At 68.3% G+C, this 25,139-nt stretch carries 24 protein-coding genes and 1 tRNA gene; 8 read left to right on the top strand and 17 right to left on the bottom strand.

What is annotated here, in order from left to right; genetic code table 11:
• Nucleotides 1–62 precede the first annotated feature (62 nt).
• The gene (locus LOS78_RS14445) at nucleotides 63–2,327 is read left to right on the top strand and encodes an adenosylcobalamin-dependent ribonucleoside-diphosphate reductase (RefSeq protein ID WP_230377257.1); all 2,265 of its coding nucleotides are present in this window, start codon (nucleotides 63–65) and stop codon (nucleotides 2,325–2,327) included.
• Nucleotides 2,328–2,596: 269 nt separating this feature from the next.
• Here LOS78_RS14445 and miaB read toward each other — a convergent pair whose 3' ends face one another.
• Nucleotides 2,597–3,934, bottom strand: coding sequence for a tRNA (N6-isopentenyl adenosine(37)-C2)-methylthiotransferase MiaB (gene miaB / locus LOS78_RS14450; protein ID WP_230377258.1), 1,338 nt, complete (start codon nucleotides 3,932–3,934; stop codon nucleotides 2,597–2,599).
• Between the two features lie 67 nt (nucleotides 3,935–4,001).
• Between miaB and LOS78_RS14455 the strand changes: the two genes are divergently transcribed.
• Entirely contained in the window at nucleotides 4,002–4,328 is a 327-nt protein-coding gene (locus tag LOS78_RS14455) for a TfoX/Sxy family protein (protein ID WP_230377259.1), read from the top strand.
• 142 nt (nucleotides 4,329–4,470) lie between these two features.
• Nucleotides 4,471–5,832, top strand: a complete 1,362-nt coding sequence (locus LOS78_RS14460; RefSeq protein WP_028712415.1) for an aminotransferase — start codon at nucleotides 4,471–4,473, stop codon at nucleotides 5,830–5,832.
• Between the two features lie 15 nt (nucleotides 5,833–5,847).
• Here the strand turns inward: LOS78_RS14460 and LOS78_RS14465 are convergent, their stop codons facing one another.
• Nucleotides 5,848–6,117, bottom strand: a complete 270-nt coding sequence (locus tag LOS78_RS14465; RefSeq protein WP_028712414.1) for a DUF3572 domain-containing protein — start codon at nucleotides 6,115–6,117, stop codon at nucleotides 5,848–5,850.
• 113 nt (nucleotides 6,118–6,230) lie between these two features.
• Here LOS78_RS14465 and LOS78_RS14470 point away from each other — a divergent pair, with 113 nt between their 5' ends.
• From LOS78_RS14470 to LOS78_RS14480, 3 genes are all read left to right on the top strand, one after another.
• Complete coding sequence (locus tag LOS78_RS14470; protein WP_230377261.1) at nucleotides 6,231–7,634, top strand: diguanylate cyclase domain-containing protein; 1,404 nt, start codon at nucleotides 6,231–6,233, stop codon at nucleotides 7,632–7,634.
• A 102-nt stretch (nucleotides 7,635–7,736) separates the two neighbouring features.
• Complete coding sequence (locus LOS78_RS14475; RefSeq protein WP_028716765.1) at nucleotides 7,737–8,156, top strand: DUF983 domain-containing protein; 420 nt, start codon at nucleotides 7,737–7,739, stop codon at nucleotides 8,154–8,156.
• Nucleotides 8,153–8,878 (top strand): DNA mismatch repair protein MutT, encoded by a 726-nt coding sequence (locus tag LOS78_RS14480; protein ID WP_230377263.1) that lies wholly within the window; start codon nucleotides 8,153–8,155, stop codon nucleotides 8,876–8,878. The genes LOS78_RS14475 and LOS78_RS14480 overlap by 4 nt, the downstream gene beginning before the upstream one ends.
• A 22-nt stretch (nucleotides 8,879–8,900) precedes the next feature.
• Here LOS78_RS14480 and LOS78_RS14485 read toward each other — a convergent pair whose 3' ends face one another.
• The 7 genes from LOS78_RS14485 to LOS78_RS14515 all read right to left on the bottom strand — a co-directional run bounded on the left by LOS78_RS14485 (nucleotide 8,901) and on the right by LOS78_RS14515 (nucleotide 14,711).
• Nucleotides 8,901–9,671, bottom strand: coding sequence for an enoyl-CoA hydratase-related protein (locus LOS78_RS14485; RefSeq protein ID WP_230377264.1), 771 nt, complete (start codon nucleotides 9,669–9,671; stop codon nucleotides 8,901–8,903).
• A 64-nt stretch (nucleotides 9,672–9,735) separates the two neighbouring features.
• Nucleotides 9,736–10,188 carry a cytochrome c-type biogenesis protein gene (locus LOS78_RS14490; RefSeq protein ID WP_230377266.1) on the bottom strand — a complete coding sequence of 151 codons (453 nt, stop codon included), beginning with the start codon at nucleotides 10,186–10,188 and terminating at the stop codon, nucleotides 9,736–9,738.
• 3 nt (nucleotides 10,189–10,191) lie between these two features.
• Nucleotides 10,192–12,153, bottom strand: coding sequence for a heme lyase CcmF/NrfE family subunit (locus tag LOS78_RS14495; protein ID WP_230377267.1), 1,962 nt, complete (start codon nucleotides 12,151–12,153; stop codon nucleotides 10,192–10,194).
• 88 nt (nucleotides 12,154–12,241) lie between these two features.
• Complete coding sequence (locus LOS78_RS14500) at nucleotides 12,242–12,757, bottom strand: holin family protein (RefSeq protein WP_230377269.1); 516 nt, start codon at nucleotides 12,755–12,757, stop codon at nucleotides 12,242–12,244.
• Nucleotides 12,748–13,359: a holin-associated N-acetylmuramidase gene (locus tag LOS78_RS14505; RefSeq protein WP_230377271.1), complete on the bottom strand. Its 612-nt coding sequence runs from the start codon at nucleotides 13,357–13,359 to the stop codon at nucleotides 12,748–12,750. Before LOS78_RS14505 ends, LOS78_RS14500 begins: the two co-directional genes overlap by 10 nt.
• Nucleotides 13,360–13,436: 77 nt before the next feature.
• Nucleotides 13,437–13,880 carry a cytochrome c maturation protein CcmE gene (ccmE, locus tag LOS78_RS14510; protein WP_028712405.1) on the bottom strand — a complete coding sequence of 148 codons (444 nt, stop codon included), beginning with the start codon at nucleotides 13,878–13,880 and terminating at the stop codon, nucleotides 13,437–13,439.
• Nucleotides 13,881–13,898: 18 nt separating this feature from the next.
• The gene (locus LOS78_RS14515; protein WP_028712404.1) at nucleotides 13,899–14,711 is read right to left on the bottom strand and encodes a glutamate racemase; all 813 of its coding nucleotides are present in this window, start codon (nucleotides 14,709–14,711) and stop codon (nucleotides 13,899–13,901) included.
• A 331-nt stretch (nucleotides 14,712–15,042) separates the two neighbouring features.
• On the opposite strand from LOS78_RS14515, the gene LOS78_RS14520 reads away from it, so the two are divergent.
• Both LOS78_RS14520 and purL read left to right on the top strand, forming a co-directional pair.
• On the top strand, nucleotides 15,043–15,963 hold the full coding sequence (locus tag LOS78_RS14520; protein WP_028712403.1) for a LysR family transcriptional regulator: 921 nt from the start codon (nucleotides 15,043–15,045) through the stop codon (nucleotides 15,961–15,963).
• Nucleotides 15,964–16,304: 341 nt separating this feature from the next.
• Nucleotides 16,305–18,476 (top strand): phosphoribosylformylglycinamidine synthase subunit PurL, encoded by a 2,172-nt coding sequence (gene purL, locus LOS78_RS14525; protein ID WP_230377272.1) that lies wholly within the window; start codon nucleotides 16,305–16,307, stop codon nucleotides 18,474–18,476.
• 299 nt (nucleotides 18,477–18,775) lie between these two features.
• On the opposite strand, the gene LOS78_RS14530 is transcribed toward purL, so the two are convergent.
• From LOS78_RS14530 to sufB, 8 genes are all read right to left on the bottom strand, one after another.
• A tRNA-Arg gene (locus tag LOS78_RS14530) sits at nucleotides 18,776–18,852 on the bottom strand.
• 47 nt (nucleotides 18,853–18,899) lie between these two features.
• Nucleotides 18,900–20,111 carry a cysteine desulfurase gene (locus tag LOS78_RS14535; RefSeq protein WP_230377273.1) on the bottom strand — a complete coding sequence of 404 codons (1,212 nt, stop codon included), beginning with the start codon at nucleotides 20,109–20,111 and terminating at the stop codon, nucleotides 18,900–18,902.
• Entirely contained in the window at nucleotides 20,108–20,695 is a 588-nt protein-coding gene (locus LOS78_RS14540; RefSeq protein ID WP_028712400.1) for a YIP1 family protein, read from the bottom strand. The genes LOS78_RS14535 and LOS78_RS14540 overlap by 4 nt, the downstream gene beginning before the upstream one ends.
• Complete coding sequence (locus tag LOS78_RS14545) at nucleotides 20,692–21,180, bottom strand: hypothetical protein (RefSeq protein ID WP_230377275.1); 489 nt, start codon at nucleotides 21,178–21,180, stop codon at nucleotides 20,692–20,694. The genes LOS78_RS14540 and LOS78_RS14545 overlap by 4 nt, the downstream gene beginning before the upstream one ends.
• Nucleotides 21,177–22,538, bottom strand: coding sequence for a SufD family Fe-S cluster assembly protein (locus tag LOS78_RS14550; protein WP_230377276.1), 1,362 nt, complete (start codon nucleotides 22,536–22,538; stop codon nucleotides 21,177–21,179). The genes LOS78_RS14545 and LOS78_RS14550 overlap by 4 nt, the downstream gene beginning before the upstream one ends.
• On the bottom strand, nucleotides 22,538–23,293 hold the full coding sequence (sufC, locus tag LOS78_RS14555; protein ID WP_230377277.1) for a Fe-S cluster assembly ATPase SufC: 756 nt from the start codon (nucleotides 23,291–23,293) through the stop codon (nucleotides 22,538–22,540). Before sufC ends, LOS78_RS14550 begins: the two co-directional genes overlap by 1 nt.
• A gap of 10 nt (nucleotides 23,294–23,303) precedes the next feature.
• Nucleotides 23,304–23,615, bottom strand: a complete 312-nt coding sequence (locus LOS78_RS14560) for a heavy metal-binding domain-containing protein (protein WP_028712396.1) — start codon at nucleotides 23,613–23,615, stop codon at nucleotides 23,304–23,306.
• Nucleotides 23,612–25,138, bottom strand: coding sequence for a Fe-S cluster assembly protein SufB (sufB, locus tag LOS78_RS14565; RefSeq protein WP_230377279.1), 1,527 nt, complete (start codon nucleotides 25,136–25,138; stop codon nucleotides 23,612–23,614). The genes LOS78_RS14560 and sufB overlap by 4 nt, the downstream gene beginning before the upstream one ends.
• Nucleotide 25,139: the final 1 nt, after the last annotated feature.

The raw sequence follows: 25,139 nt of genomic DNA on the forward strand, positions 1-25,139 counted from the left end.
GGCGGGCGCGGCTGTATAAGACCCGCTCGCCCCGATTCCGACCCTAGCCAAGGACGCCCGCCATGAGCCGATTCTCCGCCCCTATCGCCGAGCAGATCTGGGACATGAAGTATCGGCTCAAGGACGCCGAGGGCCAGCCGATCGACCTGTCGGTCGAGGACAGCTGGCGCCGCGTCGCCCGCGACCTCGCCCGCGTCGAGAAGGAGCCGGCGCTGTGGGAGGACCGCTTCTATGCCGCGCTGGAGGATTTCAAGTTCCTGCCCGCCGGCCGCATCCTGGCCGGCGCCGGCACCGGGCGCGAGGTGACGCTGTTCAACTGCTTCGTCATGGGCACCATTCCCGACAGCATGGCCGGCATCTTCGACATGCTCAAGGAGGCCGCGCTGACCATGCAGCAGGGCGGCGGCATCGGCTATGACTTCAGCACCATCCGCCCGCGCGGCGCCGAGGTGAAGGGCGTGGCCGCCGACGCCTCGGGGCCGCTGTCCTTCATGGATGTCTGGGACGCCATGTGCCGCACCATCATGTCGGCGGGCTCGCGCCGCGGCGCGATGATGGCCACCATGCGCTGCGACCATCCCGACATCGAGGCCTTCATCGAGGCCAAGCAGGACAGCGCCCGGCTGCGCATGTTCAACCTGTCGGTGCTGGTGACGGATGCCTTCATGCAGGCGGTCAAGGCGGATGCCTCCTGGGACCTGCAATTCGACGGCAAGGTCTATCACACCGTGCGGGCGCGCGACCTGTGGAACCGCATCATGCGCGCGACCTATGACTATGCCGAGCCGGGCGTGATCTTCATCGACCGCATCAACCAGCAGAACAACCTGAACTATGCCGAGACTATCGCGGCGACGAACCCCTGCGGCGAACAGCCCCTGCCGCCCTATGGCGCCTGCCTCCTAGGCTCGGTCAACCTGGCCCGGCTGGTCGAGGCGCCCTTTACCGTCGATGCGCGCCTGAACCCCGAGGCGCTGGACGAGCTGGTCCGCACCGCGGTGCGGATGATGGACAACGTGGTCGATGCCTCGAAATTCCCGCTGCCGCAGCAGGCGGCCGAGGCGCAGGCCAAGCGCCGCATCGGCCTGGGCGTCACCGGGCTTGCCGATGCGCTGCTGATGCTGGGCCTGCGCTATGGCGCGGCGGATGCGGTCGAGCAGACGCGGGCCTGGATGAAGGCCATCGCGCGTTCCGCCTATCTCGCCTCGGTCGATCTGGCCCGCGAAAAGGGCGCCTTCCCGCTGTTCGACGCGAAGAAATACCTGGCTTCGGGCTTCATGCAGCGCATGGATGCGGATCTGCGCGAGGCGGTGGCGCAGCACGGCATCCGCAACGCGCTGCTGACCAGCATCGCGCCGACCGGGACGATCAGCCTCTATGCCGGCAATGTCAGTTCCGGCATCGAGCCGGTCTTCGCCTATGCCTATACCCGCAAGGTGCTGCAAAAGGACGGCTCGCGCACCGAGGAGGAGGTCGTGGACTACGCCGTGCAGATGTGGCGCGACCTGAAGGGCGACGCGCCCCTGCCGGATTACTTCGTCAACGCCCAGACCCTGGCGCCGCTGGACCATGTCGCCATGCAGGCGGCGGCGCAGGACTGGGTGGACAGCTCGATCTCCAAGACCATCAATTGCCCCGAGGATATTTCCTTCGAGGATTTCAAGGACGTCTACCTGGCCGCCTGGGACAAGGGTTGCAAGGGCTGCACGACCTATCGCCCGAACGACGTCACCGGCTCGGTCCTGTCGGTCAGCGAAAAGACCGAGGAGGCGCCGCAGGCCGACAAGGGCGCCGACGTGGTCTATCTGACCGAGCCGCTGGACCGCCCGGCGGCGCTGGAGGGCGCGACCTACAAGCTGAAATTCCCCGGCAGCGAGCATGCGATCTACATCACCATCAACGACATCGTGCAGGGCGGCCACCGCCGGCCGTTCGAGGTGTTCATCAACTCGAAGAACATGGAGCATTTCGCCTGGACCGTGGCGCTGACGCGGATGATCTCGGCGGTGTTCCGGCGCGGCGGCGACGTGAGCTTCGTGGTCGAGGAGTTGAAGGCGGTCTTCGACCCGCGCGGCGGTGCCTGGATCGAGGGGCGCTACGTGCCCTCGATCCTCGCCGCCATCGGCGGGGTGATCGAGCGGCACATGATCGCCACCGGCTTCCTGGCCGGCGAGGGCATGGGGCTGAAATCCGACCCCCAGGCCGAGGTCATGGCGGTGGGCGAACGCCCGCGCGGCCCGGCCTGCCCGGCCTGCGGCCAATACGGCATGCGCATGATCGAGGGCTGCATGACCTGTCCGTCCTGCGGCCATTCGAAATGCGGGTGAGAGGGCGGCCGGCTGTTGTGCCGGCCAGCCATGACCCAGGCATTCCCGCCCTCGTTCCCGCCCGGACGGGGCCGTAACTGACGACCGCCTGAGCCCTGCGGCGGCCCCCGCCGCCGGAGAGGGTGGCGGCAGGGTGCGCCATGCGCGGCTGGCCGATCAGCCCCCCGGGCGGTTTTGGGCGATGCAGCGCACGGAAAACCACTTCTGCAGGGCGGCAAGGCGCGACGCCCAAGAAACGGCACGCGCCCGGCGGCGCGGGCCAGTGCCGTTCAGGCGGCCAGCACGCCCGCCAGCGAATTCGGCGCGCTGTGGGTGATGCGCACCCGCACCAGGTCGCCGACCCTGGCCTGGGGCGCCTCGACGAAGACCGCGTGCAGATAGTCCGACTTGCCGACCATCTGCCCCGGGTTGCGGCCGGGCTTCTCGAACAGCACGCCCAGTTCGCGGCCGACCATGCCTTCCTGCGCGGCCTTCTGCTGGCTGGTCAGCAGCGCCTGCAGCTCCTGCAGGCGGGCATCGGCCACGGCGCCCTCGACCTCCGGCCGCTCATAGGCCGGGGTGCCGGGACGCGGCGAATACTTGAAGCTGAAGGCGGTGCCGAAATTCACCGCCCGCACCAGCGCCAGCGTGTCCTGATGGTCCTGGTCCGTCTCGCCGGGGAAGCCGACGATGAAGTCGCTGGTCAGCATGATGTCGGGACGCGCCTCGCGGATGCGCTCGATCAGCCGCAGATACTGGTCCACCGTATGCTTGCGGTTCATCGCCTTGAGGATGCGGTTCGAGCCCGACTGCACCGGCAGGTGCAGATAGGGCATCAGCTTCGGCTCGTCGCGATGCGCGGCGATCAGGTCCTCGGCCATGTCGTTGGGGTGGCTGGTGGTATAGCGGATGCGGTCCAGCCCGTCGATTTCCGCAATCGCCCGGATCAGCCGGCCGAAGCCCCATTCGGCCCCTTCGGGCCCCTCGCCGTGCCAGCCGTTGACGTTCTGGCCCAGAAGCGTGATCTCGCGCACGCCGCGGGCGACAAGGTCGCGCGCCTCGGCCAGGATGCGCGAGACGGGGCGCGAGACCTCGGCCCCGCGCGTATAGGGCACGACGCAGAAGGCGCAGAACTTGTCGCAGCCCTCCTGCACGGTCAGGAAAGCGGCAGGGGCGCGGCGGGTGGCGGCGGGCTTCGGCAGGTGCTCGAACTTGTCCTCGGCCGGGAATTCGGTATCGACGCCGCCTCCGGCGCGCGCCATGGCCGGCAGGCGATGATAGGCCTGCGGTCCCACCACCAGATCGACGATCGGCATGCGGCGCTGGATCTCCTGCCCCTCGGCCTGGGCGACGCAGCCGGCCACGCCGATCTTCAGGTCCGGCTTTTCCGCCTTGAGCGGCTTCAGCCGGCCGAGGTCGGAATAAAGCTTCTCGGCCGCCTTTTCGCGGATGTGGCAGGTGTTCAGCAGCACCATGTCCGCCTCGGCCTGGTTCTCGGTCAGGACATAGCCCTCGGCGCCCATGGCCTCGGCCATGCGCTGGCTGTCATAGACGTTCATCTGGCAGCCATAGGTCTTGATGAAGAGTTTCTTCACCGCCGGGGCGGATTTCGGGGCTTGGTCGCTCATGCCGTGCTGTCCTTGGGGTTCGCGCGCTGATACAGGAAATCGGCTGCCTTGGAAAGGCTGGGCGAAGATGAGCGACCTGACCACGATCCCGAATATCGGCCCCGCGACCGCCCGCGCCCTGGTCGCGGCCGGCATTCCCGATGCGGCCGCCCTGCGCCGCTGCGGCGCGCACGAGGCCTATCGCGCGCTGCTGGCCGCCGGCGAGCGGCCGCATTTCATCGGCTATTACGTGCTGCACATGGGCTTGCAGGGCCGGCCCTGGAACGATTGCCGGGGCGAGGAGAAAGCCGCGCTGCGCCGCCGCTTCGACGCGCTGGTGGCCGAGACGCGCGCCGCGCCGCTTTCCGCCATCGAGGCGGCGCTGGACCGGATCGGCCTGCCCCGCCCGCGCTAGGCGGTGTTTTCGCCGCGCCGTCGGGCAATTCGCCGGGTGCGCCGCGCCGCGGCCGTCACTTGGCCCGAACCGCGACGGCGCCCCATTGAACCGCCCCCGGCGCCCGGCTAGCCTGCCCGCAAAGCAGATGGAGGCTGACGACATGAACCAACCGCAAAGCTGGGAAGCCCGGGCCGAGACCTATTCGCTCTATGGTTTCACCGACATGCCCTCGGTCCATCAGCGGGGCACCGTCGTCGTGACCCATGGCGAGGGTCCCTATATCGTCGATGTGCATGGCCGCCGCTATCTGGACGCGAATTCCGGCCTGTGGAACATGGTCGCCGGCTTCGACCACAAGGGCCTGATCGAGGCCGCCAAGGCGCAATACGACCGCTTTCCCGGCTATCACGCCTTTTTCGGCCGCATGTCCGACCAGACGGTGATGCTGTCGGAAAAGCTGGTCGAGGTCTCGCCCTTCGACAGCGGCCGGGTCTTCTATACCAATTCCGGCTCCGAGGCGAACGACACCATGGTCAAGATGCTGTGGTTCCTGCACGCCGCCGAAGGCAAGCCGCAGAAGCGCAAGATCCTGACGCGCTGGAACGCCTATCACGGCGTGACCGCGGTTTCGGCCTCGATGACCGGCAAGCCCTACAATTCGGTCTTCGGCCTGCCGCTGCCCGGCTTCATCCATCTGACCTGCCCGCATTACTGGCGCTATGGCGAGGAAGGCGAGACCGAGGCGCAGTTCGTCGCCCGCCTGGCCCGCGAGTTGGAGGATACCATCACCCGCGAGGGCGCCGACACCATCGCCGGCTTCTTCGCCGAGCCGGTGATGGGCGCGGGGGGCGTGATCCCGCCGGCCCAGGGCTATTTCCAGGCCATCCTGCCGATCCTGAAAAAGCACGACATCCCGATGATCTCGGACGAGGTGATCTGCGGCTTCGGGCGCACCGGCAGCACCTGGGGCTGCCTGACCTACGACTTCATGCCCGATGCCATCATCTCGTCCAAGAACCTGACGGCGGGCTTTTTCCCCATGGGCGCGGTGATCCTTGGCCCCGACCTCGCGAAACGGGTCGAGGCCGCCGTCGAGGCGATCGAGGAGTTTCCGCACGGCTTCACCGCCTCGGGCCATCCGGTCGGCTGCGCCATCGCGCTGAAGGCCATCGACGTGGTGATGAACGAGGGGCTGGCCGAGAATGTCCGCCGCCTCGCCCCCCGCTTCGAAGAGGGGCTGAAGCGCATCGCCGACCGGCCGAACATCGGCGAATATCGCGGCATCGGCTTCATGTGGGCGCTGGAGGCGGTCAAGGACAAGCCGAGCAAGACCCCCTTCGACGGCAAGCTTTCGGTCAGCGAGCGCATCGCCAATACCTGCACCGATCTGGGGCTGATCTGCCGGCCGCTCGGCCAGTCCATCGTGCTGTGCCCGCCCTTCATCCTGACCGAGGCGCAGATGGACGAGATGTTCGAGAAGCTGGAAAAGGCGCTCGACAAGGTTTTCGCCGAGGTCGCCTGACGCGGCGGGCGGCCCCTACCAGGGGTCGCCCCCGCCCAGCACGGCGCGCGCCATCTGCACCCGCTGCGGCGCGATCTGCGCGACCTGTGCGAAGTCCAGCACGCGCTGGTCCTGCTCCAGCAGGAAATCCAGCACGAAGACCGCGAATTCAGGCCGCGCCGCCATGGCGCGCAGGCCCGCCACGTCGCTGCCCGATTGCGCCAGCAGCGCCCCCGCCAGATCGGCGTCCCCGGCGATATGGGCGAAGCCCGCCTCCGCGATGTCGCGCGCCTCGTTCGGTGTCATGCGTCTCTCGCCTTCTTCGAGGCCGCGGCGAAATCGTCGCGGCCGGAAAGGATTTGTTAACTATTGTCGCGCAAGATGCGGGCCAGGGCAGCGGGTGTAAAGCGGGCATGACCATGGCGGGACGTATTCTTGTCGTTGACGGCGTGCCGACGAATCGCATCACCATGAAGGTGCGGCTGGTCTCGGCCTGCTACGAGGTTTCGACCGCCGCCTCGGGGGCCGAGGCGCTGCGCATGGCGCGGCTGATTCACCCGCAGATCGTGCTGATCGGCGCCAGCCTGCCCGATATGGCCGGACCGGCGCTTTGCGCGGCACTGCGCGCCCTGCCCTGCGGCGCCGAACTGCCGGTGCTGCTCCAGGCCAGCGGCCCGGATCGCGTGGCGGCGCTGCGCGCCGGCGCCGCGGCGCTGGTCGAGCCGGGCGACGAACTGACGCTGCTGGCCCGGATCCGCGGGCTGATCCGGCACGAGGCGGACGCGTTGCCAGACCCCCTTCCCGGCCTGGCCGAGGCGGCGGCGGGCTTTGCCCATGACGCCAATGACGCCCATGACGCCCGGCCGCGCGCGGTCTTCGTCGCCGACCAGCCGGCCACCGCCCTGGGCTGGCGCCACGCCCTGCAGGGCCGGGTCGATTTCGCGATCTCGGTCAGCGATCCCGAGCGCGCCCTGGCCGAGGCGGCGTCGGGCCGGGTGGCCGACCTTTACCTGATCGCGGCGGATATCCAGCAGCCGGGCGACGGGCTGCGCTTGCTGTCCGAGCTGCGCTCGCGCCCGCATTCGCGCGAGGCGGGCTTCGTCGTCGCACTGCGCGCCGGGCGGGCCGAGATGATGCCGGTGGCGCTGGACCTCGGCGCCGGGGACGTGCTGGCCTGGGATCTCGCCGGTCCCGACGCCGCGCCCGAATCGGCCATGCGCCTGCAAGCCCAGCTTGCCCGCAAGCACGAGGCCGACCGCCGCCGGCATGAAACCCGGCGCAACATGCGCTGGGCGATGACCGACCCGCTGACCGGGCTGCACAATCGCCGCTATGCCCTGCCCCGCCTGGCCGAACTCGCGGCCGAGGCGCAGGAGGGCCGGGGCGATCTGGCGGTCATGCTGCTGGACCTGGACCGTTTCAAGCAGGTGAACGACGTCCACGGCCATCCCGCCGGCGACGCGGTGCTGGCCGAGGTCGCCGCCCGCCTCGCCGCCGCCCTGCCCGAGGGCGCGCTGCTGGCCCGGATCGGCGGCGAGGAATTCCTGGCCGTGCTGCCCGATTGCCCGGCCCGCAGCGCCCGCCGGATCGCCGAGGCGCTGCGCCATGCGGTGATGGCCGCGCCGGTCGCCCTGCCACATGGCTGCGCGCTGCCCGAGCTGGACGTCACCATCTCGGTGGGCGTGGCGGTCGGCCATCCCGGTCCGCATGCGCCGGCACTGGACCCCGAGGCGCTGCTGGCCAGCGCCGACCGGGCGCTGCTCAACGCGAAATCCTCGGGGCGCAACCGGATCGTCATGGCCTCGCAGATGATCGCGGCGTGAGGCCGCTGCGTCGCTTTGCCGCTGCCGCCGCGGTCGGCCGCGGCGCTTTTCTTTGCGGGCCTCTTGTCCTACATAGGGGCGGAACAGGAAAGGAACGCGCCGATGCCTCATGCCTATTCCGATGCCACCCTGCCCGAACGTCCCGTCAAGCCGGCCATGCTGCGCGGCGCCCTGGGCCGCTGTCCCGCCTGCGGCGAGGGGCGGCTGTTCCGGGGCTACCTGTCGGTCCGCCCGGCCTGCCCGCATTGCGGCGAGGAACTGCACCACCAGCGCGCCGATGACGGGCCGGCCTATCTGACCATCCTGCTGGTCTCGCATCTGGGCGCGCCGCTGCTGCTGGCGGTCTACATGATGTATCGGCCCTCGGCCATGGCGATGCTGATCGGCTTCAGCCTGGGCGCGGTCGTGCTGTCGCTCTTGCTGCTGCCGCTGATCAAGGGCGGGATGATCGGCTTCCAATGGGCGCGCCGCATGCATGGCTTCGGCGCCGGGCCCGCGGGAATCGAGGCCGCCGCGTCGTGAGCGCCGAGGCCGGAACCGCCCCCGCAAGCCGCAGCGCCGCCGAGCCGCCGATCCGCGACGCCGCCACCATCATCGTGCTGGACCGCAAGGCCCGCGGCGGGCCGTCGGTGCTGATGGGGCAAAGGGGCGCCTCGGCCGTGTTCATGCCCTCGAAATACGTCTTTCCCGGCGGGGCGGTGGATGCCGCCGATGCGCAGGTTCGGCTGGCCGGCGACCTGCCGCCCCGGACCTCGGCCCTGCTGGCGGCCGAGCCGCGCCCCGGCTCGGCCGCCACGCCGCTGGCGCTGGCCGCCGCCGCCCTGCGCGAACTGGCCGAGGAAACCGGCCTGCTGACCGGCCGGCCCGGACCCGCCCCCAGCGGCTGGGACCATTACGCCGGCGCCGGGCTGGCGCCCGATCCTTCGGCGCTGATCTACCTGTTCCGTGCCATCACCCCGCCCGGCCGGCCGCGCCGCTTCGACGCCCGCTTCCTGCTGCTGGATGCCGAGCGCCTGCATGGCGACCGCAACGATTTCAGCGCCGCCTGCGACGAGCTTTCGCATCTGCATTGGGTGCCGCTGCCCGAGGCGCGGGCGCTGGACCTGCCCTTCATCACCGAGGTGGTGCTGGCCGAAGTCGCCGGCCTGCTGGCCGCGGCCGGGGACAGCCCGCTTGTCCCGCCGCCGACGGTGCCCTTCTTCGACAACCGCGACTCGGCGCCGCGCTTCCTGCGCATCGGCTGAGCCCGGCCGCAGCGCGCCCGGCTCAGCGTCCGATGAAGCGCGGCGCGCGCTTTTCCAGAAAGGCCGCGACGCCCTCGGCGAAATCCCGGCTGCGCGCCATCTCGCCCTGCAGCCGCGCCTCCAGTTGCAGTTGCGCCGCCATGTCGTTGCCGCTTGATGCCCGCAGCGCCTGGCGGATCGCCAGGAAGGCCGCGGTCGGCCCCTCGGCCAGGGTTTGCGCCCGCTCTGCCACCACGGTCGCGAATTCCGCGTCCGGCACCGCCTCCCAGATCAGCCCCCATTCCGCCGCCCGGGCCGCCGGGATGCGGTCGGCGAACAGCATCATTCCCATGGCGCGCGGCACGCCGACCGAGCACGGCACGATGAAGGTGCCGCCGGCATCGGGGATCAGTCCAATGCGGCTGAAAGCCTGCACGAAACTGGCGCTTTCGCTGGCGATGACCACATCGGCGGCCAGGGCCAGATTGGCCCCCGCCCCGGCCGCGATGCCGTTCACCGCCGCGATCACCGGCACCGGCGCGTCCGAGATGGCGGCCAGCATCGGCTCGTATTCCTCGCGCAGGATGATTTCCACGTCGAAGCCGGCCGTGGCGTCGGTCAGGTCCTGGCCCGAGCAGAAGCCGCGCCCGGTCCCGGTCAGCACCACGCAACGCGTGCCCTGCGGCAGGTTCGTCATCGCCGCCACGATCTCGGCCCGCATGGTGCGGTTCAGCGCGTTGACGGTGTCGGGCCGGTTCAGCGCCAGCCGCGCAATGCCGTCCCGATGCGTGAATTCGATGGTCTGAAAGCTCATCCGGTCCCCCTGCTTTCGGCTATCCTGCCCAAGCACCGGCCAGGGGAAAAGGCCCGACCCTGCGTCAGTCGCGCATGATCCGGTCCAGCCGGGCCTTTTCCTCGTCCGAGAGCCGGGCCGGACCTTCCTCGGGCAGGTTGCGCGAGCGCACGAAGCGCCAGCCCAGCAGCAGCGCCAGGACCGCCATGACCGGCCCGGCCAGATAAAGCAGCCAGTTCACCCCGCGCGCCGGCGGCTCGAACAGCACGTATTCGCCGAAACGGTCGGTGACGGCCTGCACCGCCTCGGCATCGCTGTCGCCCGCGACCAGCCGCTCGCGCAGGTAAAGCCGCAGGTCGCGGCTGATCGGCGCATTGGATTCGTCGATGGTCTCGCCCTGACAGACCGGGCAGCGCAGGATCTTCGAGATCTCGCGCGCCCGCGACTCCAGCGCCGGGTCGGACAGCACCTCGTCGGGCTGGACCGCCAGGGCCGGCAGCGCCAAAAGCAGCGACAGGGTCAGGATCAGCACGCGCATCGCCTACTCCGCCGGCTGGGCCGCGGCCCGGCTCTGCCGTGCGCCGGCGGCGACGCGATAGCGCCGGTCGGACAGGCTGATGCAGCCGCCAAGCGCCATCAGCGCCGAGCCCAGCCAGATCCAGCTGGCGAAGGGCTTGATATAGCTGCGCACCGCCCAGCCGCCGGCCTGCTGCTCGTCGCCGATCACCAGATAGAGGTCGCGGAACAGCCCGTTCTGGATCGCCGCCTCGGTCGTCGGCATGGCCTGCACCGGATAGACCCGCTTTTCGGGATGCAGCAGGGCGACCTGCCGGCCGTCGCGGCCGACCCTCATCGTGGCCACGATGGAATCGTAGTTCGGGCCGGGGCGCTCCTCGACCGCCTCCAGGGTGATGTCATAGCCGGCGACGGTAAAGGTCTGGCCGACCTGGGCGACGCGGATGTCCTCGACCTGCCAGGCCATCAGCAGGCTGATGCCGATGAAGGTGACGCCCAGCCCGGCATGGGCCACCGCCTTGCCCCAATCGGCGCGCGGCAGGCGGCGCAGGCGCGCAAGGCCGGAATTGCCGGTGCGCAGCCACAGGTCGGCCACCGCGCCGCCGACCAGCCAGGCACCCAGCCCGGCGCCGATCACCGCCAGCGCCGAATGCCCGGTCGAGACGGCAAAGACCAGCGCCATGACGGCGGCGGCAAAGACCAGCGCGCCGCGCAGCGGATAAAGCACGCGCTTCAGCCGGCCGCGCTTCCAGGGCAGGATGGCGCCCAGCGGCAGGATGATCGCCAGCGCCACCATGAAGGGGGTGAAGGCCTTCTCGAAGAAGGGCGCGCCGACCGAGAGCTTCTTGTCCCAGGCCATCTCGGCCACCAGCGGCCAGACCGTGCCGATGAAGACCACGAAGGCCGAAACCGCCAGCAGGATGTTGTTCAGCACCAGCGCCCCCTCGCGCGAGACCGGGGCGAAGGCGCCCCGCGCCTGCATCGAGGCCGCGCGCACGGAAAAGAGCAGCAGCGCCCCCCCGACGAAGAAGGCCAGAATCGCCAGGATGAACACGCCGCGCTCGGGGTCGCTGGCGAAGCTGTGCACCGAGGTGATGATGCCCGAACGCACGATGAAGGTGCCGATCAGCGAGAAGCCGAAGGCCATGATGGCCAGCAGGATGGTCCAGCTTTTCAGCACCTCGCGCTTTTCCACGACGATGGCGGAATGCAGCAGCGCGGCGGCGATCAGCCAGGGCATGAAACTGGCGTTCTCCACCGGGTCCCAGAACCAGAACCCGCCCCAGCCCAGCTCGTAATAGGCCCACCAGGACCCCAGCGCGATGCCGATGGTCAGGAAGACCCAGGCCGCCAGCGTCCAGGGCCTGACCCAGCGCGCCCAGGCGGCATCGACCCGCCCCTCGATCAGCGCCGCCACGGCGAAGCTGAAGGCCATGCTGAGCCCGACATAGCCGAGATAAAGGAACGGCGGATGAAAGGCGAGGCCGGGGTCCTGCAGCAGCGGGTTCAGGTCGCGCCCGTTGAAGGGCGGGCTCGCCATGCGGGCGAACGGGTTCGAGGTGAACAGGATGAAGGCCAGAAAGGCCGCGCCGATCGCCGCCTGCACCGACAGCACCCGCGCCCGCAGCTTGGGCGGCAGGTTGGCGTCGAAGCTGGCCGCCGCCGCGCCGAACAGCGACAGGATCAGCACCCAGAGCAGCATCGAGCCCTCGTGATTGCCCCAGACGCCGCTGATCTTGTAGAGCATGGGCTTGGCGGTATGCGAATTCTCGTAGACCAGCGCGACCGAGAAGTCCGAGGTCACGAAGGCCATGGTCAGCGCCGCGAAGGAAATGCCGATCAGCCCGAATTGCGCCAGCGCGGCGGGGCGGGCGCTGTCGATCCAGCCGCCCCAGCCTCTGGCGGCGCCGATCATCGGCACGATCATCTGGAAAAGCGCCACGGCAAAGGCAAGGATCAGGGCGAAATGGCCGATTTCGGCGATCATGGGCTTCCTCCGGGTGGCTGCCCCGCAGAATAGCCGTGGCGCGGGCGGCAAGCCAGCCCCCCGCGCCTGCCAGATTGTCACAGCATCGCTATTTCGCGGCTTCCGCCTCGGCCCAGTCGCGCAGGGCCGGATTGTCGCCGAAGGACCCGCCGGCCTCCGGCGTCGGCAGCGTCAGCGGCGTGGCCGGGGGCGCGTTGCGGATGACGGGCCGGCTGCGAAAGTAATGCGCCTCGCGCGCGCCGAAATAGAAGCTGATGACGGCGCCCAGCAGCCACCAGAGCGGCTCGGGCACAAGGTTCAGGTTCTGCATCCGCAGCCCGAAGCCCTCGAGCTCGACCATGGCATAGCCGAAGAGCGCCAGCGTCCCCAGCGTCATCATGGGACGCGGCAGCCGGTTCAGCCCGTTCATCATGCCATCGAACCAGCCCCGCGGCGCGGCGGCGAATTCCGCGCCGTGCTGGGTGATGGCGCGGGCATAGGCTTGCTCGTCCAGCTCCATGCGGCGGGTGGCGTTCTCGCGGAACACCTCGGCCATGCCGGTGGCGGCATTGGCGACGGTGGCGGCGGCGGCGCCCGCCCCCAGGAAACGGTCCATCAGCCCCATGCCGCCACCCTTGCGCGATGCTCGGCCAGCGACAGGTGATAGCGGGGCGAGATGAACTCCTCGGCCCGCAGGATCCAGCCGCCCTTGCCCCCCGATTGCGTGCGGGCGTATTTGCGGCTGGCCGGGCGCGCATCGCCCAGCGAATAGTAGTAGTTGCGCCGCGCGATGCCGTAGGCATCGGCGAAATGGCCGGGCGCCGCCGCCTCGGCCTGCCGGGCGGCCAGGATGGTGCGCGGCCCGACCAGGCCGTCGTCGGTCGCGGCAAAGCCCATGCGCGTCACCAGCCGTTGCAGGATCTTCACCGCATTGGTGCCGGCATTGACATACATGTCGAAGACCGAGGCCTGCACCGAGGCCGGCAGTTCCGCCAGATGCGGCCGGCGGAAGTAATGCTCGACGAAGATGCGCTCGGCATCGGCGCGGGTCAGCGCCTTGACGTCGCGGATGTCGACGCGCCCGTCGCCGGTCCTGTCGATGCCCAGCCGCTGCAGCGTCGCCAGCGTCACCCCGAAATTCGTCGCCCCGCCCGGATCGTCGGGATCGTTGACGTAGCCCCCCTCACGCGCGACGATCTCGGCCGCGATCTGTTCCACTGTCTTCATGCCAGCCCCCACTTGCTGAAATGGGGCCAAGGCTGGGGGAGTGCGGTTAACGCCCTGTTAACCGGGCGCGCGTTGCGTCAGGAGTTCGGGTCCTCGTAGACGCCCTGCTCCTTGAGCGAGTCGATGACCTCGCGCGGCATGTAGTTCTCGTCATGCTTGGCCAGGATCTCGGTGGCGACGAAGGTGTCGCCCTCCATCCGGCCGGTGCCGATCATGCCCTGGCCTTCGGCGAACAGGTCGGGCAGCACGCCGGTAAAGCGCACCGGGATCGAGGCGCCGCCGTCGGTGACGCGGAAGCTCACCGTCTCGCTGGCGCCGCGGATCAGGCTGCCGTCCTCGACCAGACCGCCCAGACGAAAGACCTCGCCGGCCTCGGGGGGGCTTTCGGCCATCTGGCTGGGCGAACGATACAGGTTGATGCCGTCGCGAAAACCGTAGCCGATCAGCCCGACCGCCAGCACCAGCGCCAGGGCGGCGGCGACAATGATCTGGATGCGGCGCTTTTTCTTCAGTGATTTCATCGTTCAAGCTTTCCAGTTTCAGGCACTTTCGAACCTGATCGGATGGCGGAGGAATTGCGTGGCCTTGCCCGAGACGCGCTCGGCATCGCCGGTGGTCAGGAAGCGCGAGACAGTGCCGCTGCCCAGCATCTCCGGATGGCGCTTCAGGTAGTCCTCAAGGCTTTCGGCGACAAGATCGGGCTGGGAATAGACCTTGACCTGCGGCCCCAGCGCCTTCTGGAAGGCGGCCTGCACCAGCGGGTAATGCGTGCAGCCCAGGATCGCCGCCTCGGGATGCGGCATGCGGCGCAGCAGCGCCTCGACATGGCTGGTCACCAGCGCCTCTGCCAGGATCTCGTCGCCCATCTCGATCGCGTCGACCACGCCGCCGCAGGGCTGGGCCTCGACATCGACGCCGATGGCGCGGAAGGCCAGTTCGCGCTGGAAGGCCCGGCTGGCGACGGTGGCGGGGGTGGCGAACAGCGCCACATGCTTGACCGCCACCTCGCGCGGCGGCGAGTTGTCGCCCCAGCGCCGCTCGGTCAGCGCCTCGATCATCGGCACGAAGACCCCCAGCACGCGCTTGCCCTCGGGCAGCCAGGTCTCCTGCATGCGCCGCAGCGCCGCGGCCGAGGCGGTGTTGCAGGCCAGGATCACCAGGTCGCAGCCTTCGTCCCAAAGCCGCTCGACCCCGGCGCAGGTCAGGTCGAAGATATCCTCGGCGTCGCGCACCCCATAGGGCGTGTGCTTGTTGTCGCCCAGATAGGCCAAGGGCAGGTCCGGCATGCGGGCGGCAATCGCGGCCAGAACCGTCAGCCCGCCCAGACCCGAATCGAAAACCCCTACCGCCATGACTAGCCTCCTGCTCGCGACGCGCCTTTTTAGGACGCAAGGCGAGGGAACGCCATGATTTATGTCATGCGGCCAGGGCCCGCGGCGGCCCATCCCGATGCCGCCGGCGTTCAAAAGCCCGTGACGGCGCCCGGCGGAGAATCGGACCCCGCGGGCGGTATTCTGCACGCTTGTCCGGCCCTTTCCGGGCGGATGGCGGTTCGGCGGGCAGTGTGCGTCAGCAACACTGACGGATAAAGGGTTTTCCGGGCGTTTTGCAGGCTTGTTCCGCTAACCTTCTGTGGTAAGGGTTGCACGGATTGCATGGCTGATGCCGCAAGAAAGCACTGTTATGGATTGGGATAAGTTAAGAATATTTCACGCCGTCGCCGACGCGGGCAGCCTGACCCACGCGGGCGATGTTCTGCACCTGTCCCAATCCGCCGTCAGCCGCCAGATCCGCGCGCTGGAGGATTCGCTGGGCACCACGCTTTTCCACCGCCATGCCCGGGGACTGATCCTGACCGAACAGGGCGAACTGCTGTTCGAGGCGACCTCGTCCATGGTCCGCAAGCTCGACACCACCGCCGCCCGCATCCGCGACAGCGAGGAGAACGTCTTCGGCGAGCTCAAGGTCACCACGACCACCGGCTTCGGCACCATGTGGCTGGTGCCGCGCCTGGCCAAGCTCTATGACCGCTATCCGGACCTCAAGATCGACCTGATGCTGGAAGAGCGCGTCCTCGACCTGCCCATGCGCGAGGCCGATGTCGCCATCCGCATGAAAGAGCCGAACCAGCAGGACCTGATCCGTCGCCGCCTGCTCAATATCCGCATGCGGCTTTACGCCACACCTGAATATCTGGAAAAGGCCGGCGTGCCCCACACGCTCGAGGATCTGGCGCCGCACCGGCTGATCTGCCAGAGCCCGCAGACGCCGCAGGTCAGCTCGGGCGCCGTGCTGTCGCAGATGTTGCTGGCGCGGACCATGAAATCGACGCTGATGGTGAACAACTATTTCGGCGTGCTGCAGGCGGTGCTGAACCATGTCGGCATCGGCGTGCTTCCGGATTACCTCAGCGCCGATTTTCCCAATCTTACCCGTGTCTTGCCGGATATCGAATCCGGCGAGGTGCCGGTCTTTCTGGCTTTCCCGGAAGAACTGCGCGCCTCGCGCCGGGTCGCGGCCTTCCGCGATTTCGTGCTGGAGGAAATCCAGTCGCTGCGCAGGCAGCAGACCGAGGAACAGGCCGGCGACCGCCCCCTCGGATGAGCGGCAAGCGGGCAGTTGCCCGGCCGTTCTGCCCGAGGCATTCGCAGAATGCATATCGGCCATGTGCCGCAATGCGGAAATCATCCTTGAACCGTTCGCCGACTGCACATATTTCCGATCTCGAAGGGGATGATTTGAAGCAATTCTCATCACCTTCAACCTCCCTGTTGGACTTGAGCCGGGCTTCATGCCCGGCTTTTTTTTTGCCCGCCGGCCGCGCCTTCGCCGCGGCGCGGCAGAACCGTTTCGGATCGCCGCCGCGCCGGGCCGCGCGCGGCCCCTTTCCTAAAGCCCCGCCTGCGCTTAAAAGGCCCGGGAAACCGGGGAAAAGGGCGCCAGACATGAACGAACCGCAGATCACCGAGGAACTGATCGCCGCGCACGGGCTCAAGCCCGACGAATACCAGCGCATCCTCGAGATCATCGGTCGCGAGCCGAGCTTCACCGAACTCGGCATCTTCTCGGCGATGTGGAACGAGCATTGCTCCTACAAGTCCTCGAAGAAATGGCTGCGCACCCTGCCGACCAAGGGCCCGCAGGTGATCTGCGGCCCGGGCGAGAACGCCGGCGTCGTGGATATCGGCGACGGCCAGGCCGTGGTCTTCAAGATGGAGAGCCACAACCACCCCTCTTATATCGAGCCGCACCAGGGCGCCGCGACCGGCGTCGGCGGCATCCTGCGCGACGTCTTCACCATGGGCGCCCGCCCCATCGCCGCCATGGACGCGCTGTCCTTCGGCCGGCCCGAGCATCCCAAGACCGCGCATCTGGTCAAGGGCGTGGTCGAGGGGATCGGCGCCTATGGCAATGCCTTCGGCGTGCCGAACGTGGGCGGCGAGGTGCGCTTCCACCGCAGCTATGACGGCAACTGCCTGGTGAACGCCTTTGCGGCGGGCCTCGCGGACAGCGACAAGATCTTCTATTCCGCCGCCTCGGGCGTCGGCATGCCGGTGGTCTATCTGGGCGCCAAGACCGGGCGCGACGGCGTCGGCGGCGCCACCATGGCCTCGGCCGAGTTCGACGACACCATCGAGGAAAAGCGCCCCACCGTGCAGGTCGGCGACCCCTTCACCGAGAAATGCCTGCTGGAGGCCTGCCTGGAGCTGATGCAGACCGACAGCGTGATCTCGATCCAGGACATGGGCGCGGCGGGCCTTACCTGCTCGGCGGTCGAGATGGGCGACAAGGGCGGCCTGGGGATCAAGCTGGTGCTCGACGCCGTGCCGCAGCGCGAAACCAACATGACCGCCTATGAGATGATGCTGTCCGAGTCGCAGGAACGCATGCTCATGGTGCTGAAGCCCGAGAAGGAGGCCGAGGCGCGGGCGATCTTCGAGAAATGGGACCTGGACTTCGCCATCGTCGGCGAGACCATCGCCGAGGACCGTTTCCTGATCGTCCACGGCAACGAGGTCAAGGCCGACCTGCCGCTGTCCAAGCTCAGCTCCAGCGCGCCGGAATACGACCGTCCCTGGATCGAGACCCCGGCAGCGGGCGAGATGCCCGCCCTGCCCGCCATCACCCCCATCGCGGCGCTGAAATCGCTGATCGGCAGCCCGAACCACGCCCACAAGGGCTGGGTGTGGGAGCAATACGACACCCAGGTCGGCGCCGACACCATCCGCCGCCCCAGCCTCGGCGCCGGCGTGGTGCGCGTGCACGGCACCCGCAAGGCGCTGGCCTTCACCAGCGATGTGACGCCGCGCTATGTCAAGGCCAACCCCTATGAGGGCGGCAAGCAGGCGGTGGCCGAGGCCTATCGCAACCTGACCGCCTGCGGCGCCCTGCCGCTGGCCACCACCGACAACCTGAATTTCGGCAATCCCGAGAAGCCCGAGATCATGGGCCAGCTCGTCGGCGCCATCAAGGGCATCGGCGAGGCCTGCGCGGCGCTGGACTTCCCCATCGTCTCGGGCAACGTCTCGCTTTACAACGAGACCGACGGCAAGGGCATCCTGCCCACCCCCACCATCGGCGGCGTCGGGCTGATCGCCGACCTGGACGATCTGATCGCCGGCCTGCCGGCCGAGGGCGACATCGCGCTGGTCATCGGCGAGACCCGCGGCCATCTTGGCCAGTCGGCGCTGGCCGCCGAAGCCTTCGGCATCGAGGCGGGCGACGCGCCGCATGTGGACCTGGCCGCCGAGCGGCGCAACGGCGAGTTCCTGCGCGCCCATGGCAAGCTGGTCTCGGCCGCGACCGACCTGTCGGATGGCGGGCTGGCGCTGGCCGCCTTCGAGCTGGCCGAGGCGGCGGGCCTGGGCGTCACGCTGGACAGCGCCGATATCGCCCAGCTTTTCGGCGAGGATCAGGCCCGCTATCTGGTCGCCTGCAGCGAGGAGAATGCGGCGCAACTGATCGCAGCGGCCCAGACGGCAGGCGTGCCGCTGGCGCGCGTGGGCCGCTTCGGCGCCGACCGGGTCTCGCTTGGCAGCGACGCCGCGCCGCTGGCCGAGCTGTCGCAGCTTTATCGCGGCGCCTTCGAGAAGCGGCTGAACCTGGAACTTGCCTGATCCTGTCCTGGGTCTTCCTTTGCGCCCGGCTGTCGCCTTCGCGATGGCCGGGTTTTTCACGCGCCCAAGGCAAACCCCACGGATGACGCCGCGTCACAGGTGATCCCGCATTCCCCTTTGCCGCGGCCGCCCCCAGATAGGCTGCACAGGCCGGTCCCCGGATCAGTCACCCAGAGGCTGCGGAATTTTTCCTCCCGAGATCCGCAGCGAACGCAAGCCCCGCTCCTGCCATGAGCGGGGCTTCATTCCATCGCGGCGCCGGATCAGGAAGCGCGGCGGCAGGGCGGATGAAGGGAAAATGGCGGTCCCAACACGATTCGAACGTGTGGCCTCTACCTTCGGAGGGTAGCGCTCTATCCAGCTGAGCTATGGGACCGCGAGCCCCCGTTGATTACCCGCAAACGCGCGGCTCTGCAATGGGGTTCAGGCGAAAAGCTCGCGGCAGAAGGTCAATCCGTCGATCAGCGCATCGACCTCGGCGCGGGTGTTATACATGGCGAAGCTGGCGCGCGCCGTGGCCGTGACGCCGAAATAATCCAAGAGCGGCATGGCGCAATGCGTCCCCGCCCGCACGGCGATGCCGCGCTTGTCGAGGATGGTCGAGATGTCATGCGCATGCGCGCCCTGCATGGTCATCGAGAAGATCGCGCCCTTCTCGGCCGCGTCGCCCTGCACCGACAGCCAGTTCAGGCTGCGCAGCCGGTCGCGGGCATAGTCGCGCAGGTCGCGTTCATGCGCGGCGATGTTCTCCATGCCAAGCGCCATCAGGTATTCCAGCGCCGCGCCCAGCCCGATCTGGTTGGCGATGCCGGGCGTGCCGGCCTCGAAGCGCAGCGGCGGGTCGGCATAATCGACGCTGTCGCGGGTGACGGTGCGGATCATGTCGCCGCCGCCCATGAAGGGCCGCATCTCGGCCTGCCGTTCGGCCCGTATCCAGATCGCGCCCGACCCCGAGGGACCATAGAGCTTGTGCCCGGTGATGCAGTAGAAATCGACGCCGAGCGCGGACAGGTCCACCGGCATGTGCACGGCGGCCTGGCTGCCGTCGGCCAGAACCGGCACCGAGGTGCCGCGCGCGATGGCGCCGATATCGACCACGGTGCCGGTCACGTTCGACATATGGGTGACGGCGATCAGCCTTGTCCGCGGCCCCACCGCCGCCAGCACCTTCTCGGGCGGCAGGCTACCGTCGGGCTCGGGCTCGACCCATTTCAGCTGGACGCCCTGGCGCTCACGCAGGAAATGCCAGGGCACGATATTGGCGTGATGCTCCAGCACCGACAGCACGATCTCGTCGCCCGCCTGCAGGCGCGGCGCGGCCCAGCCATAGGAGACGAGGTTGATGCCCTCGGTCGCGCCGGAGGTGAAGATCACCTCGTCCTCGCGCGGGGCGTTCAGGAAGCGGGCGATGATGGCGCGCACCCGCTCATAGTTCTCGGTCGCGAGATTGGACAGGAAATGCAGCCCGCGATGGACATTGGCATATTCCGCCTCATAGGCACGGGTGATGGCATCGATCACCGCGCGCGGCTTCTGCGCCGAAGCGCCATTGTCCAGATAGACCAGAGGCCGGCCGTTCACCTGCCGCGACAGGATCGGGAAATCGGCGCGGACCTTTTCGACGTCGAAGCTCATGGTGTCACCTCGGGGACGATGCCGAATGCCGCCGCGATCAGCGACAGCACGAAGCCAAGCAGGAAGACGCTGCCGATCAGGCCCACCACCACCTTGCCGGTGCTGGTGAAGCCGTGCAACGCCTTGGTCATGGTCACGGCAAGATAAAGGAAAAGGCCAAAGGCCAGCATGGAAAGCAGCGTGGCCGTGGCAGGAAACAGCGCCATCATCACCACCTGCACAGCCTGCAGCCCGACCAGCATCAGCTCGACCCAGCCGACGATCAGCAGGGCGTCGGGAAAGGTGCCATGGCCGCCGAACAGCCGCCCGATCTGCGCCACGAACAGGGCCGACAGCACCATGGCGCCCAGCTGGATGCCGGCCAGCGTCATCGGCTCGGAAAGCATGCGCGAGACGGGGTTGTCCACCTCGACCGGGAACAGCAGCAGCGACAGCGCAGCAAGCAGCGTGGAGAGCGTCACCGCCAGCAGCAGCACCATCCAGCGCGCCACCATCGGCAAGTCCAGCTCGCGCAGCACGCGGACGGCTGCCTCCGGGTCCCGCAGGGTCAGGACCGTCAGGTCGCCAAGATCGCCCAGTTTCATCTGTTCCCCGCCAATGCGCGCAGTCCCGCGCCCCATATCACGAGAAAGCCCAGACCCGCCACCGCCCGCGTCAGGCCAAGCGCCGGACCGGGGCCCACCAGGCCGGCGGTCAGCCCCGCCAGCAGCATCGCCGGCGCCACCGCCAGCAGCGCCCAGAACAGCGCCAGGCGCGAATCCTGCGGCGCCACCGGCCAGGGCGTCAGCCGCGACAGGCCCGAGACCAGCGCCGCCACCCCATAGGCCAGCAGCGGCATCATGAACATCACCGCCAGCAGCGCCCCGCCCATGCGCGCGCCCAGGGGCACCTCGGGCATGAGCTGCGCATCCCGGGCATGGCCCGGGGCCTGCGCGACCAGAAACACCAGCATCGCCGCCATCAGCACGACGATCAGCGCCCGGTCGGGCATGCCGCGCAGGGATCTGACCACCCTGCCCGGCGCCCACCAGCTTTCCAGAATGCGCGGGACGATGCCGGCCCGGCTCATGCCCCGCCCGAACCGGCCTTGCCCGGATTGCCCGCGCGCGCCGTCAGCCAGTCTTCCAGCCGGCCAAGGATGTCGTCGCGCAGCCGCTGGTCCTCGATCTCGTCCAGCGCATCGGCCAGGAAGGACAGCACCAAGAGCACGATGGCGCGTTCCTTCGGCACCCCGCGCGAGCGCAGGTAGAACAGCGCCGTCTCGTCCAGCGCCCCGGTGGTCGAGCCATGCGAGCATTTCACGTCGTCGGCATAGATTTCCAGCTCGGGCTTGGCGAGGAACTGGCTGCCCTCGTCCAGCAGCAGCCCCTGGCTGATCTGGTAGCCGTCGGTCTTCTGCGCGCCGGGCTTGACCAGGATCTTGCCCTGGAACACGCCCTCGGCGCCGTTCTTCAGCACCTTCTTGAACACCTGCCGGCTTTCGCAACGCTCGGCGGCATGGGTGATGAAGACGGTGTCGTCGTGGTGGAAACGGCCGATATCGCCGTCGCCCAGCACCGCCGCGGCGATATGCGCCACCGCATCGTCGCCGGCAATGTCGATCACCGCCTCGTTGCGCATCATCAGCCCGTTGACCGTCAAGGTGAAGGACTTGAACAGCGCCTCGGCGGCGACGCGGGCGAAGATATGGCCCAGCCCCAGCTTGGGATCGTTGGCGCGCTTGGCGCTGATGTGGTGGAAGCGCGCGCCCTGGCCCAGATCGGCCTCGAACACCACGTTCGAGCGCGCGCCGATCGAGCCGGTTTCCAGCAGCGTCAGCTCGGCCCCCTCTTCAAGCTTGACGACGTGATGCAGATGGACGTCCGCATCGGCGGCCGAGCGGCGATAGGTGATGTGCACCGGCCGGTCCAGCTTGCCGGTAACGCGGATCAGCACGCCCTCGGCGGCGGCCAGCGTATTCAGCGTCGCGAAGGGACGCTTGACCGGCACCTGCCCGGCGGCTTCCAGCCGGCCATAGAACCCGGCGGCCCAGTGATCCGCCCGCGCCTCGGCGGCAGCGAGGCTTTCGATCTCGACCCCTTCGGCTTCCAGCGCATCCGAGGCGACGGCATCGAAGCGCCCGTCCACGAAGACGATGTTCAGCCGGTCAATGCCGGTGAACAGGGTGCTGGTATCGGCTGCCAGATCGACCGGCTGCGGCCGGGCGGCGTTGAAAGCTGCCGGATCGGTATAGCGCCAGTATTCGTCGCGCGCGCCGGGCAGGCCCATGGCCTGCAGCCGCTGCGCCGCATCCTCGCGCGCCGGACGGGTAAAGCCGCCGCGCGGCAGGTCCAGCGCGTCCAGGCGCGCCGCCAGGGCGGTGTCGCCGGGACGGGCCTTGCCCTCGACCGCGGGAACCTGCGCGGCAAGAACAGCCGTGTCCGCCATTACCCGACCTCCGCCAGAAGATCGCCGTAGCCGTGCTGCTCGACCTGCAGCGCCAGTTCGGGCCCGCCGGTGCGCACGATGCGGCCGTCGGCCATGATATGCACCACGTCCGGCCGGATATGGTCCAGCAGCCGCTGGTAATGCGTGATCACCAGGAAGGCCCGGTCGGGCGAGCGCAGCGCGTTCACCCCCTCGGCCACCAGCCGCATCGCATCGACATCGAGGCCGGAATCGGTCTCGTCCAGGATGCACATGCGCGGCTCCAGCATGGCCATTTGCAGGATCTCGTTGCGTTTCTTCTCGCCGCCCGAGAAGCCGACATTGACCGGGCGCTTCAGCATCTCGGCGTCGATCTTCAGCGTGCGGGCCTTTTCGCGGATCAGCTTCAGGAACTCGGCCGAGGACAGCTCTTCCTCGCCGCGCGCCTTGCGCTGCGCGTTCACGGCGGTGCGCAGGAAGGTCATGTTGCCGACGCCGGGGATCTCGACCGGATACTGGAAGGCCAGGAACAGGCCGGCGGCGGCGCGCTCCTCGGGCTCCATCTCCAGCAGGCTCTCGCCCTCCAGGCTCGCCTCGCCCTCGGTCACCTCATAGCCGTCGCGGCCCGAAAGCACATAGGACAGGGTCGACTTGCCCGAGCCGTTCGGCCCCATGATGGCATGGACCTCGCCAGCCGGGACGGTCAGATCGACGCCTTTGAGGATCTGCTTATCCTCGTCCTCAAGCTTGACGTACAGATTCTTGATTTCCAGCATGGTTCGGTTCCTATTCGACGGTCACGGCGGTGCCGGAGGCCGACACCATCAGCATGTTGTTGATGACTTCATAGTCCAGGTCGACGCCGACCACCGCATTGCCGCCCAGGGCGGTCGCGCGGTCCTGCATCTCGGACAAGGCGGTTTCGCGGGCCGAGGCCAGCGCGGATTCATAGGCGCCCGACCGGCCGCCCACGATGTCGCGGATCCCGGCGAAGATGTCGCGGAAGATGTTGGCGCCGATAATGGTCTCGCCCGTCACCACGCCGTGATAGGCGCTGATGCGGCGGCCCTCGATGCCGGGGGTGGTGGTGACGATCATCCGACCGACCCCTCCAGCGAAATGGCGACCAGCGACTGCGCCTCCATGGCGAATTCCATCGGCAGCGCCTGCAGGACCTCGCGGCAGAAGCCGTTCACCACCAGGGCGACCGCCTCTTCCTCGTCCATGCCGCGCTGGCGGCAATAGAAGAGCTGGTCGTCATCGACCTTCGAGGTCGTCGCCTCGTGCTCGACGCGCGAGGAGGTGTTCTTGACCTCGATATAGGGCACGGTATGGGCGCCGCATTTGTCGCCGATCAGCAGGCTGTCGCATTGCGTGTAGTTGCGGCTGTTCTTGGCGCGCGGATGCATCGACACCAGGCCGCGATAGGTGTTCTGCGCCTGCCCGGCGGAAATCCCTTTTGAAACAATGCGCGAGCGGGTGTTCTTGCCAAGATGGATCATCTTGGTCCCGGTATCCGCCTGCTGGTGGTTGTTGGCGATGGCGATGGAATAGAACTCGCCCTGGCTCTCGTCGCCGCGCAGGATGCAGGACGGGTATTTCCAGGTGATCGCCGAACCGGTTTCGACCTGGGTCCACATCACCTTGGCCCGCGCCTCGCGGCAATCGGCGCGCTTGGTGACGAAGTTGTAGATGCCGCCCTTGCCTTCCTCGTCGCCGGGGAACCAGTTCTGCACGGTCGAATACTTGACCTCGGCATCCTCCAGCACGACGATCTCGACCACCGCCGCGTGCAGCTGCGCCACGTCGCGCTTGGGCGCAGTGCAGCCTTCCAGATAGCTGACGTAAGAGCCCTTGTCGGCGATGATCAGCGTGCGCTCGAACTGGCCGGTATTCTCGGCATTGATGCGGAAATAGGTGGACAGCTCCATCGGGCAGCGCACCCCCGGCGGCACATAGACGAAGCTGCCGTCCGAGAAGACCGCCGAGTTCAGCGTGGCGAAGAAATTGTCCGATTGCGGCACGACCGAGCCCAGGTATTTCTTCACCAGTTCGGGATGCTCGCGGATGGCTTCGCTGATCGAGCAGAAGATCACCCCGGCCTTGGCCAGCTCGTCCTTGAAGGTGGTGCCGACGCTGACGCTGTCGAAGACCGCGTCCACCGCGACCTTGCGCCCTTCGGCAGGCGCGCCCTCGGCGCCCTCGATCCCGGCCAGGATCATCTGCTCCTTCAGCGGGATGCCCAGCTTTTCATAGGTGGCCAGCAGCTTGGGATCGACCTCGTCCAGCGACTTCGGCTTGACCTCCATGCTTTTCGGGCGGGCGTAGTAATACTGCTCCTGATAGGCGATCTCGGGATAATGCAGCATCGCCCATTTCGGCTCGGTCATGGTCTGCCAGCGGCGGAAGGCCTGCAGCCGCCACTCGGTCATCCATTCCGGCTCCTCGTTCTTCTTCGAGATCAGCCGGACGATGTCCTCGTTGATGCCCTTGGGGGCATATTCCATCTCGATCTCGGTGTCCCAGCCGTATTTGTAGGACCCCATGCTTTGAACGGTCTCGACGGTCTCGCGGTCTACACCCTCGCGGACTTCGATGGCCTCGCCGGTCTCAACAGACATC

This window comes from Paracoccus sp. MA, assembly GCF_020990385.1.
In the GTDB taxonomy this organism is placed as follows: domain Bacteria; phylum Pseudomonadota; class Alphaproteobacteria; order Rhodobacterales; family Rhodobacteraceae; genus Paracoccus.

What these genes read in the sequence shown, in the direction of transcription:
- LOS78_RS14445 (WP_230377257.1), top strand. Translation starts at nt 63, where the DNA reads ATGAGCCGATTCTCCGCCCCTATCGCCGAGCAGATCTGGGACATGAAG.
- miaB (WP_230377258.1), bottom strand. Translation starts at nt 3,934, where the DNA reads ATGAGCGACCAAGCCCCGAAATCCGCCCCGGCGGTGAAGAAACTCTTC.
- LOS78_RS14455 (WP_230377259.1), top strand. Translation starts at nt 4,002, where the DNA reads ATGAGCGACCTGACCACGATCCCGAATATCGGCCCCGCGACCGCCCGC.
- LOS78_RS14460 (WP_028712415.1), top strand. Translation starts at nt 4,471, where the DNA reads ATGAACCAACCGCAAAGCTGGGAAGCCCGGGCCGAGACCTATTCGCTC.
- LOS78_RS14465 (WP_028712414.1), bottom strand. Translation starts at nt 6,117, where the DNA reads ATGACACCGAACGAGGCGCGCGACATCGCGGAGGCGGGCTTCGCCCAT.
- LOS78_RS14470 (WP_230377261.1), top strand. Translation starts at nt 6,231, where the DNA reads ATGGCGGGACGTATTCTTGTCGTTGACGGCGTGCCGACGAATCGCATC.
- LOS78_RS14475 (WP_028716765.1), top strand. Translation starts at nt 7,737, where the DNA reads ATGCCTCATGCCTATTCCGATGCCACCCTGCCCGAACGTCCCGTCAAG.
- LOS78_RS14485 (WP_230377264.1), bottom strand. Translation starts at nt 9,671, where the DNA reads ATGAGCTTTCAGACCATCGAATTCACGCATCGGGACGGCATTGCGCGG.
- LOS78_RS14490 (WP_230377266.1), bottom strand. Translation starts at nt 10,188, where the DNA reads ATGCGCGTGCTGATCCTGACCCTGTCGCTGCTTTTGGCGCTGCCGGCC.
- LOS78_RS14495 (WP_230377267.1), bottom strand. Translation starts at nt 12,153, where the DNA reads ATGATCGCCGAAATCGGCCATTTCGCCCTGATCCTTGCCTTTGCCGTG.
- LOS78_RS14500 (WP_230377269.1), bottom strand. Translation starts at nt 12,757, where the DNA reads ATGGGGCTGATGGACCGTTTCCTGGGGGCGGGCGCCGCCGCCGCCACC.
- LOS78_RS14505 (WP_230377271.1), bottom strand. Translation starts at nt 13,359, where the DNA reads ATGAAGACAGTGGAACAGATCGCGGCCGAGATCGTCGCGCGTGAGGGG.
- ccmE (WP_028712405.1), bottom strand. Translation starts at nt 13,880, where the DNA reads ATGAAATCACTGAAGAAAAAGCGCCGCATCCAGATCATTGTCGCCGCC.
- LOS78_RS14515 (WP_028712404.1), bottom strand. Translation starts at nt 14,711, where the DNA reads ATGGCGGTAGGGGTTTTCGATTCGGGTCTGGGCGGGCTGACGGTTCTG.
- LOS78_RS14520 (WP_028712403.1), top strand. Translation starts at nt 15,043, where the DNA reads ATGGATTGGGATAAGTTAAGAATATTTCACGCCGTCGCCGACGCGGGC.
- purL (WP_230377272.1), top strand. Translation starts at nt 16,305, where the DNA reads ATGAACGAACCGCAGATCACCGAGGAACTGATCGCCGCGCACGGGCTC.
- LOS78_RS14535 (WP_230377273.1), bottom strand. Translation starts at nt 20,111, where the DNA reads ATGAGCTTCGACGTCGAAAAGGTCCGCGCCGATTTCCCGATCCTGTCG.
- LOS78_RS14540 (WP_028712400.1), bottom strand. Translation starts at nt 20,695, where the DNA reads ATGAAACTGGGCGATCTTGGCGACCTGACGGTCCTGACCCTGCGGGAC.
- LOS78_RS14545 (WP_230377275.1), bottom strand. Translation starts at nt 21,180, where the DNA reads ATGAGCCGGGCCGGCATCGTCCCGCGCATTCTGGAAAGCTGGTGGGCG.
- LOS78_RS14550 (WP_230377276.1), bottom strand. Translation starts at nt 22,538, where the DNA reads ATGGCGGACACGGCTGTTCTTGCCGCGCAGGTTCCCGCGGTCGAGGGC.
- sufC (WP_230377277.1), bottom strand. Translation starts at nt 23,293, where the DNA reads ATGCTGGAAATCAAGAATCTGTACGTCAAGCTTGAGGACGAGGATAAG.
- LOS78_RS14560 (WP_028712396.1), bottom strand. Translation starts at nt 23,615, where the DNA reads ATGATCGTCACCACCACCCCCGGCATCGAGGGCCGCCGCATCAGCGCC.
- sufB (WP_230377279.1), bottom strand. Translation starts at nt 25,138, where the DNA reads ATGTCTGTTGAGACCGGCGAGGCCATCGAAGTCCGCGAGGGTGTAGAC.